16 protein-coding genes are annotated in these 16,896 nt (G+C 57.4%); 4 read left to right on the top strand and 12 right to left on the bottom strand.

Annotated elements, in window-relative coordinates:
• Positions 1–156: 156 nt before the first annotated feature.
• From GOW60_RS11805 to GOW60_RS11780, 6 genes are all read right to left on the bottom strand, one after another.
• Complete coding sequence (locus GOW60_RS11805; RefSeq protein ID WP_254443920.1) at positions 157–2,043, bottom strand: DUF3604 domain-containing protein; 1,887 nt, start codon at positions 2,041–2,043, stop codon at positions 157–159.
• Positions 2,044–2,278: 235 nt separating this feature from the next.
• Positions 2,279–3,427, bottom strand: coding sequence for an energy transducer TonB (locus GOW60_RS11800; RefSeq protein ID WP_171229423.1), 1,149 nt, complete (start codon positions 3,425–3,427; stop codon positions 2,279–2,281).
• Entirely contained in the window at positions 3,424–3,801 is a 378-nt protein-coding gene (locus GOW60_RS11795) for a biopolymer transporter ExbD (protein WP_171229422.1), read from the bottom strand. The genes GOW60_RS11800 and GOW60_RS11795 overlap by 4 nt, the downstream gene beginning before the upstream one ends.
• A gap of 4 nt (positions 3,802–3,805) precedes the next feature.
• Positions 3,806–4,171: a biopolymer transporter ExbD gene (locus GOW60_RS11790; RefSeq protein ID WP_254443919.1), complete on the bottom strand. Its 366-nt coding sequence runs from the start codon at positions 4,169–4,171 to the stop codon at positions 3,806–3,808.
• Positions 4,164–4,829, bottom strand: coding sequence for a MotA/TolQ/ExbB proton channel family protein (locus tag GOW60_RS11785; protein WP_171229421.1), 666 nt, complete (start codon positions 4,827–4,829; stop codon positions 4,164–4,166). The genes GOW60_RS11790 and GOW60_RS11785 overlap by 8 nt, the downstream gene beginning before the upstream one ends.
• Positions 4,826–5,254: a hypothetical protein gene (locus tag GOW60_RS11780; RefSeq protein WP_171229420.1), complete on the bottom strand. Its 429-nt coding sequence runs from the start codon at positions 5,252–5,254 to the stop codon at positions 4,826–4,828. Before GOW60_RS11780 ends, GOW60_RS11785 begins: the two co-directional genes overlap by 4 nt.
• A 653-nt stretch (positions 5,255–5,907) precedes the next feature.
• Between GOW60_RS11780 and GOW60_RS11775 the strand changes: the two genes are divergently transcribed.
• Both GOW60_RS11775 and GOW60_RS11770 read left to right on the top strand, forming a co-directional pair.
• The gene (locus tag GOW60_RS11775) at positions 5,908–6,735 is read left to right on the top strand and encodes a FecR domain-containing protein (RefSeq protein WP_254443917.1); all 828 of its coding nucleotides are present in this window, start codon (positions 5,908–5,910) and stop codon (positions 6,733–6,735) included.
• A 57-nt stretch (positions 6,736–6,792) separates the two neighbouring features.
• Positions 6,793–9,024, top strand: coding sequence for a CHASE2 domain-containing protein (locus tag GOW60_RS11770; RefSeq protein ID WP_371813351.1), 2,232 nt, complete (start codon positions 6,793–6,795; stop codon positions 9,022–9,024).
• 59 nt (positions 9,025–9,083) lie between these two features.
• Here the strand turns inward: GOW60_RS11770 and GOW60_RS11765 are convergent, their stop codons facing one another.
• From GOW60_RS11765 to GOW60_RS11740, 6 genes are all read right to left on the bottom strand, one after another.
• The gene (locus GOW60_RS11765; protein WP_171169942.1) at positions 9,084–10,079 is read right to left on the bottom strand and encodes an ABC transporter ATP-binding protein; all 996 of its coding nucleotides are present in this window, start codon (positions 10,077–10,079) and stop codon (positions 9,084–9,086) included.
• Complete coding sequence (locus GOW60_RS11760) at positions 10,076–11,110, bottom strand: Gfo/Idh/MocA family protein (protein WP_171229418.1); 1,035 nt, start codon at positions 11,108–11,110, stop codon at positions 10,076–10,078. Before GOW60_RS11760 ends, GOW60_RS11765 begins: the two co-directional genes overlap by 4 nt.
• Positions 11,107–11,946, bottom strand: a complete 840-nt coding sequence (locus GOW60_RS11755) for a carbohydrate ABC transporter permease (RefSeq protein ID WP_171229417.1) — start codon at positions 11,944–11,946, stop codon at positions 11,107–11,109. Before GOW60_RS11755 ends, GOW60_RS11760 begins: the two co-directional genes overlap by 4 nt.
• Positions 11,947–11,956: 10 nt before the next feature.
• A complete protein-coding gene (locus GOW60_RS11750; protein WP_171229416.1) occupies positions 11,957–12,871 on the bottom strand; it encodes a carbohydrate ABC transporter permease in 915 nt (304 codons plus the stop codon).
• Between the two features lie 63 nt (positions 12,872–12,934).
• On the bottom strand, positions 12,935–14,185 hold the full coding sequence (locus tag GOW60_RS11745) for an ABC transporter substrate-binding protein (protein ID WP_171169951.1): 1,251 nt from the start codon (positions 14,183–14,185) through the stop codon (positions 12,935–12,937).
• The gene (locus tag GOW60_RS11740; protein WP_171229415.1) at positions 14,182–15,105 is read right to left on the bottom strand and encodes an N-acetylmuramic acid 6-phosphate etherase; all 924 of its coding nucleotides are present in this window, start codon (positions 15,103–15,105) and stop codon (positions 14,182–14,184) included. The genes GOW60_RS11745 and GOW60_RS11740 overlap by 4 nt, the downstream gene beginning before the upstream one ends.
• Before the next feature lie 158 nt (positions 15,106–15,263).
• Here GOW60_RS11740 and GOW60_RS11735 point away from each other — a divergent pair, with 158 nt between their 5' ends.
• Both GOW60_RS11735 and GOW60_RS11730 read left to right on the top strand, forming a co-directional pair.
• The gene (locus tag GOW60_RS11735) at positions 15,264–16,151 is read left to right on the top strand and encodes a BadF/BadG/BcrA/BcrD ATPase family protein (protein ID WP_171229414.1); all 888 of its coding nucleotides are present in this window, start codon (positions 15,264–15,266) and stop codon (positions 16,149–16,151) included.
• Complete coding sequence (locus GOW60_RS11730) at positions 16,138–16,893, top strand: GntR family transcriptional regulator (protein ID WP_171229413.1); 756 nt, start codon at positions 16,138–16,140, stop codon at positions 16,891–16,893. The genes GOW60_RS11735 and GOW60_RS11730 overlap by 14 nt, the downstream gene beginning before the upstream one ends.
• The last annotated feature ends 3 nt before the right edge of the window (positions 16,894–16,896 follow it).

The raw sequence follows: 16,896 nt of genomic DNA, 5'->3' as shown, positions 1-16,896 counted from the left end.
AAGCCTCCTGCGTGAAACGTGGCCAGATTGTTTGTTCAGATGTTGGCGTCATCGGGTCGGGTTTTGCATGATGATGCCCTCCGCGTGTTACAGTAACGCGGAGGACGCACCGAGGTAAGGTCATTAACTCGGCTTGTGTTCCAATCGCAGAACGGATCACTCTGCCGGGGTGTACCAGATCGGGGACGAATAGGCGCGTTCCTGATGCGTAAGCACTGCATCCTCGGGCATTTCGATACCGTATCTCAACTTGTCGTACAGGATCCAACGCGGCGTTGGAATTTCGATGGCGCGGACGTAGTAAAACGCGCGTGCATTCGGATCGAAATCCGGGTCTGACCATACGGTGACAAGTTCGGCCGTTCCGATTGTGTTGGTCCAGCTGGCAGTCTCCACGTCCACAGTGTTTCCAACCGCAGGGACTTTGCCGTTTTGATCGACCTCGCGGTTATCCGACCATGCGACGTCGTAGACCTTTTCCTGCAAGGCACCTTCGGAGTCGAGCCATCCCTTTATCACTTGAACACGGTCCAGATTGGCACCAACCGGGTCGCGCAAAGCGGCGATCAGGAAGCTTGGCGCAGCCTCGCCCTCGCGCGGGCGCAGGTCCGAACCCATTGGCACGCCTTTGGTATAGCCAACATTGGCAAGGAAACGAGTTTCAACGTCTGCTTCACTGAAATCCCATCCGCCAAAGAACCGTAGACCGATCCTTGGCCCGGTCGTTGCATAGGTTTCGCGGCGCTTGAACGCGTCAAAGATCGCCGCGCGCGTATTCTCGGTGGCCCAGACGGCCGTGTATCCGGAGGCGACAAGCAAATCGCCGGGAATTTCACCAAGGTCATTGGCTATGAACGGATGTTTGATACGCGAGGCTGAGGGCTCGACGCTGACGGATTTTCCAAAGAAATTGTCTTCTTCGGCCGTGGCCAGAGAGGTATGGCTGTCCGTCGCACCCCCCATGCCGAATTTATAGGGGTTCACGCCAAACTTTTCTTCCAGCATCAGTCCGCGTTTCAATGCCTCTCGGGCGTATTCTCCGGCCAGCATGTCATCGGTTTTCAACTCGGTTATGTCCAGATTGCCGACGTCCCAGTTCTCGTAATCGGCAAATTCGTCATCCGGGCTCAGGAAAGGATGCGCTTCACCGTCGCCCTTTATCTGGGTGACTTCGTAATGGGGCTCCCATTTTGCGCGGGCCGCGACATATTCCTCGTCAACCTTGCCGCCGTGATACGTGTCTTCGGTTGGGAACATCCACCCATTCGACAGGTTCCCGTTATGGGCAAAGGCAACTGCACGCCCCCCCGTTTTTTCCTGATACTCTTCAAGCCAGGCGTAAAGCGCCTTTGGATCCGTATCACCGTAAGGCGGCTGCGTGACCGGCGGCACCATTTGAAGCGCCCTGATTGGCCCATCGCGCAGCATGACATTGCGGTGCAAGTTGAACCCTTTCGGTACCGAGGTCCATTCAAAACCGATGAAAGCGGTAAAGGTGCCGGGGTCATTGTGCCGCTCTGCCGCCAGAACGATGCTTTCCCAGGTAAAGGCAAATGCATCGGCGCCGGGGCTGTAGGATTCCAACAGGATTTCCGGCAGTGTCATTTGCGAAAAATTGGTGATGATGTCGAAAGCCGCTTTACCGGCTTCTTCCCCGCCGGCCTTGTACCCCTCGTACCACTCCAGTCCTTTCGGATCAGAAAGAACGCCCGGCTTGCCAGCCTGCAAATCCGGCGCGAACCCCATCAGGTCCGTGTGATCCGTGAGAACCATCCAATCCAATGGTCGTGACAGTCTTACAGGCTGACCTGTTGAAGAAATGACCTGCTCACCCTTGGCGAAACGCCATGCCTCATCCGGCAGCAAGGTGTTCCCGAAAGCACCCGCATCCAGCGAAAGCCCGGTGTGAAGGTGAGTGTCCCCCCATAATGGGCGTTCAGGAAATGTGCGTTGGGCGTAAGGGGAATAGGGCTGATCAGAAAACAATCCCTCGGCAGCATCTTCGCTGGGTACGGCGTCGGCACCAACAACAGCAGGGACCAATACGAGTGAGATTATGCAAGCAGATTTCCGAAACAAAGTGACCTCCCAGTTCAGGAATACTCAGCTGTGAGGGCGAATTTCATCGCGCCATTATTATATTCCCATTTTCTTATATCACATTCTATTGGCCAAAGGGTTTTTTTAATCTGAGAGCTGCAAACCCGCGCAATCAGGGAATTCGGCGAAAGCCCTTAGGGAGACCGCTAATCGTGTTCACCTGACAAGACCCGTCGGATCATCTTATCTGATAGTAAAATGAAAGCTTCCGGCTGACGCCCCCAGGCGGGCGTGGGAAAGGTGCGGCGGTTCGAACCTGTTCTTTGGCTGCGCGCTCTATTTCCGGCGAGCCAGAGCTTTCGACGACATCAACCCAAGCTAATGAACCATCCGGGTCAATCTGGAAAAACACCCGCGCATAGCCACGACCGGCAACGTAAACGATTGGCGCCCTGTTCAGATGAACAAGAACCTGACCCGCATAGTTCGTGGTGTCCGAGTTTCCCGGCCCCCGCCCGCCTGAACGGGTGCCGCCCCGGTTTTGTCGGAAGGCGTCGACACCCTCTCTTTGATACGTCGCCAGAGGTGATTCAATCGTCTGTTCCGGAAATCTCAAAGCGTCAAAGTTACTTGACGGATCCAACGCACCCCGCAGAGTGGGTTGCGGGCGTCGGTCTGGAAGGCGAGGCCGCAATGACGTGGCCACGGCCTGTTCGGATCCGTCCACGCTTGCATCGGGTACGGTCAGTTCGGCGTCGTCATCCAGAGGTTCCGACGCTTCTTCTGGTATTACAGGTTCAAGTGGGGACGTGTTTTCCGGAACAACCGGAGCCACCTCGACCGGTAACGCGGCGATCTGTTGTTGTTCCTCGGACACCGGTTCTTCGGCAGAAGAAGGCTCAACCGGAGCAACCGCCTCTTCCTTCGGCACCTCGGGTGTTTCGGCCAACGCTTCGGGCCTTGCCGACGCAGCGCCTTCAGCTTCAGCGGCTTCGCCTTCGTCCTCCAGGTTCTGGTCTACAGGGTCCACGACAACCTCATCCGGCGCCCTCGGCTGGATTATCGTTGATTTCCCGGTGTCGGGCGTGAACGTCTCTTGCGGATTCGGCGAGGCCACGCGGGCATCACTTGTCGGAATTTCCGCCTCCTGCGGCTGGGTTGGCGGTTCCACCGGAGGGGTTGGCGGTTCATCCGGCGCGGGCGGTACGGGTTCGATCCTGGTATCGGCCAGCTCTTCGAACGCGTTGCTGAGTTCGATCGTGTCGGTACCACTTTCCCCGGAAGCCGGTTCTGACAACTCTGGCACCGTGACAATCAGGCCGATCAGATGCACCAGTACGGAAATTGAAATTGCAATGATTGCAACAAAAACGGACCGCCTGATCATTCGAGGGCCTGTTCGGTCACCAGAAAAACCGTTGGCGCACCCAACCGGCGCAAACTGCTGGTGATCTCCATCAATCGAGAGGCCGGCGCATTCCTGTCCGGAACGATCCGCACGGGACCCGATTCATGCGCGGCCATGAAAGCTTCAGCCTCGATCGGATTGCCCCGAAAACTCAATGTCCCGTCCCGATGAAGAACAAGCGCATCCGGCGGCTCGCGGCCGTCAAGATCCGCAGTATTCACCAGATCCAGATCGGGATCCAATGGCGGTGCAATCGTACCCGTAATCAGAAAAAAGATCAGGATCAGAAAGACGACGTTGATCAGCGGAATGGTGGAATCACGATTTCGACCGGGTCGGATGTAACGGATCATTGCCTCACTCCAACACCCTGACCGTCAAACCTTCGCGCCCGCGCAATGGGACAAGCAGGTCCACAAGACGTTGCGCCGTTGTCCCGGGATCAAGGCTTACCAGCACCTGACCGGTTTGGACCTGATCGAACAATTCCTCGAGCGACAGGGGTTGACCGTTCAGGACAACACGTGTGGGGCCAAGTTGCACGAAAAGGCGCTCGGGCGGTGCAGCGTCGGCATTCCCGCCTGTGGCGGCGCTGCTCAACTCGATCTCGCTGAACCGCGAAAACGTTGAGGACAGCATGAAAAACAGCAAAAGCAGAAAGATCACGTCGATAAGGGGCGTCATCGACATGCGCCGCCGCACAAAAGGTGCAGTGTTACGCATGTTCTGGGGCGACCAGGACCTGTGCCGCCGCTTCCGTGCTTTGGATGGAATGACCGGGAACCAGAACCGTACGCAAAGCCTTGTCCGCAAAAACACGCTCGCGTGCGGTTCGGCTTTCAAGCCAGGACAAAACCATCGACGTCGGCATCGCAACGGCCAGACCCACAGCCGTGGTGATCAGGGCCACCCAGATCCCGCCTGCCAAAAGTGACGGATCAACCGATGATCCAGCGGTTTGCAAGCTTTGGAAAGCACTGATCATACCCAGAACCGTACCAAAAAGACCCAGCAAAGGCGCCAACTGCGCCACGGTGTCCAGCAAGCGAAACCCACGTTCCAGCCCGGCAAGCGCCAGACCCGCTTCGGCATCCAGCCGGTCATCGGCCCCTGGAACACCAGATGCGTTCATCGCCGCGCCCACAATAGGGGCAAGATAGCTGCTGCTGTCCGCCAGCCTTGCGCGCGCGGCACTGTGATCTCCTGCGTCCCAGGCTGCCAGAGCTTCAGACAGAACCTTGTGCCGCCCGACACCGCAGGCTGCAAATTGCCAGAGTTTGTAGAGGGTGACCGCCAGCGTCAAAACCGACATGGCGATCAATATCGCAACGACCGGCCCACCGAGGTCAAAAATCTCACGAAGTGCGGTTACAGGACTCATCCCAACAACTCCATTTCCACCCTGCTGCTCAGCGTAAGGGTGCTGTCGCATATGTCACTTTCGGATCCATCCACGACGCAGGAGTTCGCGCCGTTGATCAAGGCTTGTCCAACTGTGTCACATGTTCTGTTGGGAAGGTCGAACTGGCGCACCCGGGGCCGGTCGGCGGGCAAATCGCGAAAATCGAAAAGTGAAAGGTTCAACACACCACCTTCGGTGTCGAAAATGACGGTTTCGAACACGGCACCGTCGATCGGCTGCCCGGTTTCATTCTTGACCAGAAACGTCAACCTGCACGCGCTGGCGACATCCTCGGCCGAGTTCAGTTCCACAAAAAGCCGTGCAGCGGAATCGGATTGCGCAGACGCTGTGGACAGCAAACAGCCAGAAAACATGGCCGCGACGATAATGCGACGAAACAGCATGAGCAGACTCCGTGTTGCAGCGCTGGAACAATCGGGCAGCGACCGTCAGCTTGCCCATCTGCGTTTCTACCCGAGGGACATGTCACATTAAAGTGCCGCGAAGGGTAGCAAAGTAAAAGGGTCGTCAGCGCGTGTTGATATACGTATTTTCACGGCAAGACATACGGTGCGCAATCAGAATTTCAACTGTGCCCAAAGCTGTTCCGCGCATCTGGACAACCAGCAAGCTGATGTCGCGTCAAATTCAAAAAATCACCCTTTTTCCAAACAGGTGCTTGGCCCGCAACAAAAGGTTCGAAACTGCGCCCGATCAAGGCTTTGCGGAAGCGCCCCCAAAGCGGATTTGGAACGTCGTTTTCACATAATTCTTGCTAAGAGCACGTAAAACAATGCATATTTGTCTATGTTTTTAATGCATATGAATGATAATAACGTGTTTTTTGAGGGGCAAGCGTCGAGCGCAGCGCGGTTTCCGTGCGTCAAAACCCGTTGGGGGAAGGGGTTCGAGTTTGTCGTTGTTAAAGATTATACTGGTTCTTTGCGTCTTCGTGACCATACCGTCGCAGACGATCGCCAACATTGGAAAAATCATCAGCGTCAAACAAGGCGCCCAAGTCGTTCGCGCGGGAAAAGCACAACCCGTTTATTCAGGAATGGAGGTTGCGTCCGGCGACGCGCTCAGCACTGATCAGACTGGCGTAATCCAAATCGTTTTTGTGGATGACACCAAGATTGCCATCGGCCCCAATGCACGCATGGTGCTGGATGTGTCCATGCTGCGAAATAACCGCAAAGCCAAGAGCTTTGCCGTTCAGGCCTTGGGTGGCAGTTTTCGGTTTATTTCCGGGAAAAGCCGAAAGAGAGCCTACTCTATCAGGACTCCGTCGGCGACAATGGCCGTGCGCGGCACCACCTTCGACATGTGGATCGTGTCGGAAAAACAAAGCGCGATGCTTGTCCTGCAAGGTACGGTCCGCATGTGCGGCAGTCAGGGCGCGTGCAGGTCTTCGGGACGTCAATGCAGCATGTTCGCAACAAGCGGAGACGGAGGAGTTGGACGGCCTGCCGATCAGGCACAATACGAACAAGCGCTGAAGAGCGGGTTTCCATTCGTTCAGTCCCAGGAAGGGCTGCTGCCCCCTTTGCAGGTACGGGTTGAAGGGTGTTCAGGTGATGGAGCGCCCATACGGCGCATCGAGACAGACCGGTCGGAAGCCCGTAGGGACCCTCCTCAGCAACGTGAAGCGCAGAATACGGGCCCTGGGCCTTCGCCTTCCGCGAACAATGAACCGGAAAGAGAAGAGCCGGACCATGCGGAACCCGAACGCGAAGAACCAGAGCAGGAAGAACCTGAACGGGAAGAACCGGATCATGAGGAACCCGAACGGGAAGAACCGGAACCTGACGAGCCCGAACGGGAAGAACCGGAACCTGACGAGCCCGAACGGAACGACCCAGAGCGGGAAGAAACTGATCCGTAATTGCTCGGGAATTGCCGTTGAATACGCAGTTCCAGTTCCATTTGTCTGGAGGATGGTGTGAGCGACAAGCTGCGGAAATCCAGGAACGGGCGATGGGCCTTCCGCCTCGTGGGGCTGGGGCTGATCCTTTTGGGTTGCTTCATCCGGGCGTGGGATCCGTACCCGGTTCGAATGACGCGCCTGATCTATTTCGACGTTTTGCAAAGACTGTCGCCGCGGGAGTTCAATCCCGAACTCCCCGTTCGCGTCGTGGATATCGATGAGGCCTCGCTCGCCAGCTTTGGACAATGGCCCTGGCCCCGCACTTTGGTTGCGCAGTTGGTTCAAAATCTGGGTGACTACGGCGCCGCGACGATTGCGTTCGACATGCTGTTTGCTGAACCTGACCGGTATTCGCCGTCCCGCCTTCTGAATGATCCATCGCTGGCGGGCGTACTGACTGTGGAACGCCATGCCGAAAAGCTGGACAACGATGTCTTGCTTGGGATGGAAATGGCCTACTGGCCCGTGGTGCTGGGCGTGGCCGCGCGATTGTCGGCCAAAGGTGAGCCCATTGCGGCCAAGGCCGGAATCATTGAATTCGGGGAAAGCCCCGCCGAGGGGCTGATCTCGGTTCCGCATTGGACGCCGATCGCGCCACCATTGGATCGGGCGGCGGCGGGTGTCGGCGGGGTCAATGTCTCGCCCATCGGAGGAACCGGCATCGTAAGACGGGCGCCGGTTCTCTGGAACGGTCCGGACGGTCCGCTGCCAAGCCTTGCCGTCGAAGCCCTCAGGGTCGCCCTGGGTGAGACCAGCATTTTCGTGGAAGGCGCGCCTGACGAGGCTGGCATCATGCTGGCCGTCGAAATCGCCGGATACCGTTTACCGACAACCGAGAATGGCGAGCTTTGGCTGAAGTACCGGCGGGACAGCCCCGACCTTTACATTTCAGCCAGGGATGTCCTGGAAGGTACTGAAGACCCCGGGCTGCGATCCGAAATCGAAGGAAGAATTATCCTGATCGGAACCTCCGCTGCCGGTTTGTTCGATATTCACCAGACAGCACTTGGCGAAAGCGTCCCCGGTGTTTCTATTCATGCCCAGATGATCGAACAGATTCTGACCGGTGATATGCTCAGCCGGTCTGACGTGACCGCAGCACAGGAACTGCTTGCCTTTGCGTTTCTGGGGCTTGTGGTGATTGCCGTCATGTCCAGTTTTGGTGCCATCGCATCCTTCATCGCCGGTGGCATAGCCGCCGCAGCCGTTCTGGCCATCAGCTGGCTGGTTTTTCAGAACCAATCCATCCTGTTCGATGCCACTTTTCCCCTGATTGGAGGCATCGCAAATTTCGGTCTGCTGGCGGGGTATCTGTTTGTTTCGACCGAGCGCGAAAAGCGCCAAATTCGAAAAGTCTTTTCACATTACGTGGCCCCGGAAATCCTTGATGAAATGGAGAATTCGGGCCACCAGCTGCAATTGGGCGGAGAAAGTCAGGAAATCACCGTGATGTTTTCGGATATCCGGGGATTTACCGCTCTGTCCGAGTCGGCGTCGGCAACGGAACTTGTATCCTTGCTGAACGCGCTGTTTTCCAAGCTTGGAGATCAGATCCTGCATGAGCGTGGCACGATCGACAAGTTCATCGGTGACGCCATCATGGCCTTCTGGAACGCGCCTTTACCCGTCGCGGACCATCCATGCCGCGCAGGGCTTGCCGCGCTCAGGATGCGGCGTGCCCTGGCACAGTTCAATGCATCCGAGATCATGCGGAACCGAAAGCCGATAGCGCTGGCAACCGGAATCGCCACGGGACAGGCCTGCGTCGGCAACATCGGATCGCAAAAACGGTTCAACTATACGGTTATCGGAGATGTCGTGAATGTTTCGGCACGGATCGAACAATGCTGTCGAACGGTCGAGTATGACATTGTCGTTTCAGACGCGGTGTATCAAGCCGGTCGAGATGACCTGGCATTTTTGCAGGCAGGCCATGTTGACCTGAAAGGCAAAGCCAACCCAGAGCCCGTTTTTGTTCTGGTTGGAGATTCCGTTTTGCGGAAGACCGACGCATTCCAGGAACTCGTTGCACGGCACGGTAAGTTGATCGCAGCATTGAGAACCCGAAAGCCTCAGGGCGACATCCTGCGCATGTGTCAGCATTGCGAAGAACTTGCCGCAGATATCGAACCCGGATTGCGCCAGTTCTATCGCGCTTTGGCAGGTCGCGCGGCCGATTTCCGCGCGGTCGCATCATCTGGGCCTGTCATGTTCACCCGAAACACCAGAATAGCCGGTGGTGTTTAGGCGGCGCTGCATCGAAAACTCGGCTGACTTCGGCCCCCAGAGCCCTGCGTCAGTGAGTGTCACGCGAGACGCGCACCCTGTGCGTCGAAGCGATAGACCCTGCCCGGAGAATATCCAAATCGGATGCTCTGACCGGCTTCAACCTGATGCTGCCCGAACAGGCGCGCGGTGATCTGGTGATCCTGCATCATGGCAATCACGTTGGTGTCACCGCCCAAATGCTCGACATGGGTGACGTTTGCGACCACCGGACCGTCGTCAGACAAAAACAGGTCTTCCGGCCGGATACCCGTTGTAATGTCTGCGCTTTCGCCGATCATGCTGGCAGGAAAGAAATTCATCGACGGCGCCCCAAGAAAACCGGCCACGAACTGGTTGGCAGGATTGTTGTAAAGCTCCATCGGGCTGCCGACCTGTTCCACACGCCCGTCGCGCAGAACGACGATTTTATCGGCAAGAGTCATTGCCTCGGTCTGGTCATGGGTCACGTAGATCATCGAAGCGTCAAGCTGACGGTGCAGGTTCGCAATTTCCAACCGTGTATTCATACGCAGAGCCGCATCGAGATTGGACAGAGGCTCGTCGAACAGAAACAGCTTTGGTTCCCGGACGATGGCACGACCGATGGCGACGCGCTGGCGCTGACCACCGGACAGTTCGGAAGGGTACCGGTCAAGGTAAGGTTCAAGGTTCAGCATCTTGCTTGCCCTTTCGACACGCTCGTCAATGACCTGCCTGCTCTGGCCCTCCTGTTTCAGCGCCAATGACATGTTCTTGCGCACGTTCAAGTGGGGATAGAGAGCGTAACTCTGGAACACCATCGCGATACCGCGTTTCGAAGGCGGGGTGAGATTCATGAGTTCTCCGCCGATGCGCACTTCGCCCGACGTCACATCCTCGAGCCCCGCGATGACACGAAGAAGGGTGGATTTGCCACAGCCCGAGGGGCCGACGAAGACGACGAATTCACCCTCGTCAACGTCGATGTTGATATCCTTTAAGACCTCGACGGTGCCGAAGGATTTATTCACGTTTTGCAGCGTCAGGGCGGTCATGTGCGTGCCTCTTTCAGCGATATGGGTTGGCCGGTACGGATGCTTTCATCAGCGGCCAGGCAGATGGCCAGCGATTGCACGGCATCGTTCATGTGGCGGGTCAGATCGATATCTTCGGCGATGGCGCGCAGCATATAGGCTTGCTCGGCATCGCAGAGTTGCTGATGGCCGGGCTCATCCGGCATCTCGATTATCCGGTCGCCGTCAGGGCGGTGGACCAGAAGGCCGCCAACCTTGGTGTGGCCGTCGATATCCGCGGATGCGCCCTTGTTGCCATCCGTGATTGAAACCGATCCATTGGGTGACACGATATCTTTCACGAAAAAGGCGGTCTCGGACATCATCGGGCCCCAGCCGGCCTCGTACCACCCGACCGAGCCGTCTTCGAAAATCACCTGAAACTGGCCGTAATTATACATGTCTTCGGCAATCTCATCACTCAGGCGCAGGCCCATGCCATGCACGCGGACGGGATCGGAATCGGTGATCTGGCACATCACATCGACGTAATGCACGCCGCAATCGACGATAGGCGATGTCGTCTGCATCAAGGCCTTGTGGGTTTCCCATTCGGCCCCGCTGCTTTGTTGGTTCAGGTTCAGACGGAAGACATAGGGCCCGCCGAGATCGCGCGCCTCCGAGATCAGTCGCATCCATGACGGGTGGTGCCGCAGAATATATCCGATCACCAGTTTCCGGCCGGTTTCCACTGCTTTTGCGACCACGCGTCTGGCGTCCGCAACCGTCGTGGCCAGTGGTTTTTCAACAAAGACATGCGCACCTGCTTCCATTGCGGCGCAGGCAAAATCTGCGTGGCTGTCGGAATAGGTTGCGACGACGACCAGATCGGGGTTTGTCTCGGCCAGTGCCGCCTGAAAATCCGAATAGGCCGGATAGCCTGACAGGTCTGGATGGTCTACTTGACCTGTGCGGTTGACCAGCCCCACGATCCGTGCGTCGGGGTGGCGATGATGGGCCAAGGCATGACTCAGGCCCATGTTGCCAAGACCAGCGATCAGAACCCGGGTCATTTGACAGCTCCTGAAGTGATACCGCGGATCAGCTGGCGCGAGAAGATGACGTAGAGCACCAGAACCGGCAGGATCGCCATGCTGAGCGCGGACAGAACCGCGTTCCAGTCGGTCACGAACTGGCCAATGAAGACCTGGCTGCCCAACGTCAGGGTTTTGGTCTCTTCAGCGGGTGCCAGGATCAAGGGGAACCAGAGATCGTTCCAGATCGGGATCATGTTGAACACGGCGACGGTTGCCATGGCAGGCCGGACCAGAGGCAGCACCAACCGGAAAAAGATCGTGTATTCCGAAAGCCCATCGATGCGCCCTGCATTCTTCAGGTCATCACTGACCTGGCGCATGAACTCGGACAGGATGAACACCGCCAGCGGCAAACCCTGTGCCGTATAGACGAAGATCAGGGCCCAGAGCGTGTTCACAAGCCCTGTGGCGACCATCATCTCCAGGATTGCCACGGTGCCGATGCGGATCGGAATCATGATCCCAAGCGCCAGATAGAGCCCCATCAACATGTTGCCCTTGAACCGGTATTCGCTGAGGGCAAAGGCGGCCATGGCGCCGAACAGAAGGATAAAGGCCAGTGAAACCACGGTGACGATCAGCGAGTTCTGAAAGTAGAGAAAGAAATCCCCCTGCTTCATCACCGTCTGGTAGCCGATCAAGGAAAAGCTTTCGGCATCAGGCAAGGCAAGCGGCTCGCGAAAGATGGCACGGCGCGTTTTGAAGCTGTTGATGATGATCACGAAAACCGGGAACAGGGCGATCAGAGTGTAAAGGATTAGCGCACCATGCATTGCGGCGGTATTCAGTGGATTCGAGCGTGCCTTGTTCATTGCAGAGCCCTCACAACTGATACCGGCGCATCCGGGTCTGGATGCCGAAAAGGTAAACGCAGACACCCACAAGGATGATGGCGAACATGGCGCCGGCAATGGCGGACCCCATATACGGATCACCCAGTTGCAGCTGGAAGCCAAAGAACGTGCGGTACATGAAAGTGCCCAGGATGTCGGTGGAAAAATCCGGCCCCGCCAGCGCGCCTTGAGAGACATAGATCAGGTCAAACGCGTTGAAATTGCCCACGAATGTGAGGATCGAGATGATCCCGATCGAGGGCAGGATCAGCGGCAGTTTTATTTTCCAGAAAGCCGAAGCTCCTGTGATCCCGTCGATCTCTCCGGCTTCAAGAATTTCTTCGGGGATCGACAGAAGGGCCGCATAGATCAGCATCATCGGGATGCCGACAAATTGCCAGACCGAGACAAGCGCCAGAGTTGTCAGCGCGTATTCTTCCTTGCCCAGCCAAGGCGCGAACAGGGATTTCAAGCCAACCGCGTCCAACATCGAGGGCGCAATCCCCCAAAGCGGAGACAGGATCAGTTTCCAGGCAAAACCCACGATCACGAAGCTCAGGATCGTCGGAATGAAAATGGCCGACCGGTAGAGTGCGGCAAAGCGCAGCCTCGGGTGTGACAGGATCGCGGCCAAAGCGATGCCGATGGGGTTCTGCACTAGCATGTGGATCAGGAAGAACCAGAAGTTGTTGCCCAGCGCATTCCAGAATTGCGCGGACCAGAGCGGATCAAGGAACAAGGTTCGGAAATTCTCCAACCCCACATACACACGCGCCTGATCGACTTCGGTAAACAGCGCAAGGCGGAGCGTGTTGAACAAGGGCAGGATCATCACCGCCGTGTAAACCAGCACCGCAGGTGCAAGAAAAACGGCGATGTGCCAGCGTATGCGGCGGGTCTGCATGGGGATCTCCGGGGAAAAGGTGCCGGACGCGACGGGCCGCGTCCGGTGAGAGTGGTTCAGGTCTTACTGATGCGGTGCGTACCAGCTGGCCAGCCCGTCTTGCAGTTTCTTGCCCAAAGCCTCGGGGCTTTCGGTGCCCTTGATGGCTGCAACGGATGCACCCCAGGTCTCGTTTTCGAGGTTGGGCGTGCCACGTGACAGGATCTGATAGGTCGAACGGATGGTGCTCTCGCACTCATCCCGCCATCCGACGATTTCCTTGGCAAGGGGATCTTCCAGTTCAACCGGAGTATTGGACAAAGGGAAGAAACCGGGAACCGCATTGCCGAAAATGCTGGCGAATTCCGGGCTTGCGACCCAAGCCAGGAACGTGCGGGCAGCCTCCTGGTTTTCACTGGCAGCGTTCAGACCGATGCCGATATCTGTATGGTCCGAGATATAGCAGGTGTCACTGGCATTTTGGACCGGCGGCTTGAAGGCGCCCATCTCAAAATCTGCCTGCGTGTTGAAACCTGCAATCTCCCAGCTGCCCGCCGGGTAAATTGCAGCGCGGCCCAAAGTGAACAGGTTCTGGCTGTCGGGATAGGTCTGCGCCTCATATCCGTCACCCAGATAGTCGGCCCATTTCGCCAAAGTGGCAAAGGGCGCGACCCACTGAGGGTCGGTCAGTTTCTGCTCGCCCCGGATCAATGCCAGACGGCCTTCTTCACCTTTCCAATAGTTCGGGCCGATATTGTTATAGCCCATCGTTGCGGCTTCCCACTGGTCATTGGTGCCCATTGCCATCGGAATATAGGTGCCGTCTTCCTTGATCTTGTCCAACACTTCAAAGAATTCTGCCTCGGTGGTCGGAACCTCCAGACCCAGTTCGTTGAACGCATCCTTGTTGTAGATGAAACCGTGGATCACCGATGCCATCGGAACACAAAAGCTGGCCGACCCATCGTCTGTCTGCCACGCCGATTTGGCTACGTCCGAGAAATTGTCCATCGCATCCAGATCGGACAGGTCGGTCAGATGGCCCGCTTCGTACAGCGCCAGAGAAGCATCGAACGGGCGGCAGGTGATCAGATCACCGGCGGATCCGGCTTCCAGCTTCGAGTTCAGAACCGCGTTGTACTCCGCCGGGGCTGAAGGCGAGAAAACAACTTTGATACCTGGATTGGCCGCCTCGAATGCAGGGATGATCTTTTCCTGCCAGAGAGCGAGGTCATCGTTGCGCCAGCTTTCGATCGTCAGCGTGGCGTCTTGCGCATAGGCGCTTGTGACCAGCGCCGTGCTCATCAGAGCCAGGCTCAGAACTTTGCGTTTCATTTGGTTTCTCCCAGGTTGCTATGTTCGTTATCTTCATTCAGCCGGTTCATCGCATGACGCAGACGGCCATTCGTTTCAGCCAGTCGCTTTTGTGCATCCTCTGCCGATACGGCACCTGCGGCGACAAGTGCCGCGCATTTCAGGTTCCCATTCGCGGCCCTCAGGGCATCATCAGCACGTTCAGGTGATACGCCGGTAAGCTGGCACACGATTCCGTTGGCGCGTGCGCGCAGTTTGTCATTGTCCGCCCGCAGATTGATCATCATGCCATCCTGAATATGCCCAAGCTCGATGGCCATCAGCGTCGACAACGTGTTGAGGGCTATTTTCTGCGCAGTACCGGCCCCCATCCGGGTTGAGCCCGAGATCAATTCCGGAGGGGTCGCAAGCAGAACCGCATGGTCCGCCAGTTGCAACAATTGCGAACCCGCGTTGTTTGCAATCCCGATCACGGGCGTCCCCCGGTCGCGCGCCAGTTTTGCGGCGGCGACGGTATAAGGCGTGGTGCCGCTGGCCGAGACCGCGATGAGCGTATCATTGGCAACCATATCCGACAGCTCTTGCGCCAGCCCATCAACAGCGTCCTCTACATCCCCCGGCATGTCTGCCGTGGTCGGCATTCCACCCGCCATATGAATGCGGATCTGCTGCAACGGGATGGAGAAGGTTCCGCCAAGCTCCAGCGCGTCCGAGGCCGCCATGAGGCCGGAAGACCCCGCCGCAAGATATCGAAGCTTGCCGCCCGACCGGATCGTCTGGGCCATGGCGGTCGCCCCGCTGCAAATCGGGCCAAGCGCATCAAGCACTGCCGTCGCCGCTGACACCTGCGACCGCGCCAGCAGGCCGGCCACTTCGGCCAGCGGACGGGTATCAAGCCCATGCGCATCCTGATGCAATTGCTCTGTTGCAGGCGTAATCAAGTGATTCTCCCCCAAGAACTCTCGATATCATACCTTTTAAATACCATTAGTCTACCATTTATTTTTTTCTATATTTTTGGCCAAAATAGCATGAAATTCGCCGCTTTGGTCACAATTAGGACTTCAAAACACGCAAAAGGTATTATAAAGGTCTTTATATGGTAAAGTCATCAAAACCCATGCTCCTGGCCGCCGACGGAGGTGGAACGCGCTGCCGCGTCGCCGCTTTTGTTGATGGCGAGACACACAGGGTCGAAGTCGGCGCGGCAAACGTGTCCACGAATTTCGAGGCCGCCTGCATCGAGCTGCGGCGCGGTCTGGAAGCTCTGGCCGTTCAGACGGGCCGTTCGCCCGAGGAACTTGCGCAAGCCGCCGCCTATCTGGGCCTGGCCGGGATAACAGATGACGCGATTGCCCGGAAACTTGCGACGGCATTGCCATTTCGGCACGTCCGGATCGAAGATGATCGCGCAGCAGCTTTGCGTGGCGCATTGGGGGCGATGGACGGGTTTGTTGCACATTGCGGTACCGGTTCTTTTGTCGCCATGCAAAGGGGTGGCACGATGAAGTTTGCCGGCGGGTGGGGCCCTGTTCTGGGCGATCAGGCTTCCGCGCAATGGGTTGGCAAACGGGCGCTGGCCAAGACGCTGGAGCAAACGGACGGCACGACCGGCCCTTCGGCATTGGCGCAGGATCTGCTGTCTCGATTTGGCGATGCCGCAGGAATTGTACGGGCCGCCGCTGACATGACGCCATCGGACTTTGGCGCCCTCGCCCCGCTTGTTACCGAGCTTTCCAATCGCGGGGACGACTTGGCCGTATCCATCCTGCGGGACGGTGCGGGCTATCTGATCGACGTGATGAAGAAAATGGGCTGGAACGTTGGCCTGCCCGTTTGTCTGACCGGCGGAATCGGCCCCCTTTACGCGCCGTACCTGCCTGCGGACATGCAATCTGCTCTGGTCCAGCCCGCGGGCGATCCACTGTCCGGCGCACTTGCATTGGCACAGGCGTATCTGGAGGAAATCGAACATGAACATAGCTGATTTCCTGCGGCCCGAAGGATGGTTGGGGCACAGCTCGGGCCCGCGCTATGTACAGCTCCGTCAACGCCTTGAACAAGGGATCAAGGACGGCATCCTGCCCCCCAACAGTTCGCTGCCCCCTGAAAGAGAAATTGCCGAGATCACCGACCTGTCCCGTGTGACCGTGCGCAAGGCCATTCATGAACTGGTGCGCAAAGGTGCAATCGAGCAACGGCAGGGGTCTGGGTCTTTTGTTCGCGAACCCGTAGCGAAGGTTGAACAATCGCTGTCCCATCTGACATCGTTTACCGAAGACATGGAGCGGCGCGGGCTCAAGACGACCTCGACATGGCTGGAGCGTGGGATTTTCCTGCCATCCCCGGAAGAAATGATGGCATTGGGCTTGTCGACAAATGAACAGGTCGCGCGTATCTACCGCCTGCGAGAGGCAGGAGGACGCCCGATGGCGTTGGAAAAAGCGGCCCTTCCGCTCGATATCCTGCCGAACCCCACCGAAGTGACGGGGTCGCTTTACTCTGTTCTTGAACAATCTGGTCTGCGACCAGTGCGCGCGATCCAGAAAATCTCGGCCATCAACCTTGAACCGCCCGAAGCAGAGCTTCTGGATGTTGCGGAAGGTACGGCCGGGCTTCGGATTCAACGCACCTCATATCTGCAAAGCGGGCGGGTCGCTGAATTGACCCGCTCGATCTACCGCGGTGACGCCTATGACTTTGTGGCCGAGCTGCGCCTGTCAAACTGAAAG

The organism is Ruegeria sp. HKCCA4008, from assembly GCF_013033125.1.
GTDB lineage: Bacteria > Pseudomonadota > Alphaproteobacteria > Rhodobacterales > Rhodobacteraceae > Ruegeria.
This window is presented reverse-complemented; position numbering and strand designations above follow the sequence as displayed.

What these genes read in the sequence shown, in the direction of transcription:
- GOW60_RS11800 (WP_171229423.1), bottom strand. Translation starts at nt 3,427, where the DNA reads ATGATCAGGCGGTCCGTTTTTGTTGCAATCATTGCAATTTCAATTTCC.
- GOW60_RS11795 (WP_171229422.1), bottom strand. Translation starts at nt 3,801, where the DNA reads ATGATCCGTTACATCCGACCCGGTCGAAATCGTGATTCCACCATTCCG.
- GOW60_RS11790 (WP_254443919.1), bottom strand. Translation starts at nt 4,171, where the DNA reads ATGCGTAACACTGCACCTTTTGTGCGGCGGCGCATGTCGATGACGCCC.
- GOW60_RS11785 (WP_171229421.1), bottom strand. Translation starts at nt 4,829, where the DNA reads ATGAGTCCTGTAACCGCACTTCGTGAGATTTTTGACCTCGGTGGGCCG.
- GOW60_RS11780 (WP_171229420.1), bottom strand. Translation starts at nt 5,254, where the DNA reads ATGCTGTTTCGTCGCATTATCGTCGCGGCCATGTTTTCTGGCTGTTTG.
- GOW60_RS11775 (WP_254443917.1), top strand. Translation starts at nt 5,908, where the DNA reads ATGGAGGTTGCGTCCGGCGACGCGCTCAGCACTGATCAGACTGGCGTA.
- GOW60_RS11765 (WP_171169942.1), bottom strand. Translation starts at nt 10,079, where the DNA reads ATGACCGCCCTGACGCTGCAAAACGTGAATAAATCCTTCGGCACCGTC.
- GOW60_RS11760 (WP_171229418.1), bottom strand. Translation starts at nt 11,110, where the DNA reads ATGACCCGGGTTCTGATCGCTGGTCTTGGCAACATGGGCCTGAGTCAT.
- GOW60_RS11755 (WP_171229417.1), bottom strand. Translation starts at nt 11,946, where the DNA reads ATGAACAAGGCACGCTCGAATCCACTGAATACCGCCGCAATGCATGGT.
- GOW60_RS11750 (WP_171229416.1), bottom strand. Translation starts at nt 12,871, where the DNA reads ATGCAGACCCGCCGCATACGCTGGCACATCGCCGTTTTTCTTGCACCT.
- GOW60_RS11745 (WP_171169951.1), bottom strand. Translation starts at nt 14,185, where the DNA reads ATGAAACGCAAAGTTCTGAGCCTGGCTCTGATGAGCACGGCGCTGGTC.
- GOW60_RS11735 (WP_171229414.1), top strand. Translation starts at nt 15,264, where the DNA reads ATGGTAAAGTCATCAAAACCCATGCTCCTGGCCGCCGACGGAGGTGGA.
- GOW60_RS11730 (WP_171229413.1), top strand. Translation starts at nt 16,138, where the DNA reads ATGAACATAGCTGATTTCCTGCGGCCCGAAGGATGGTTGGGGCACAGC.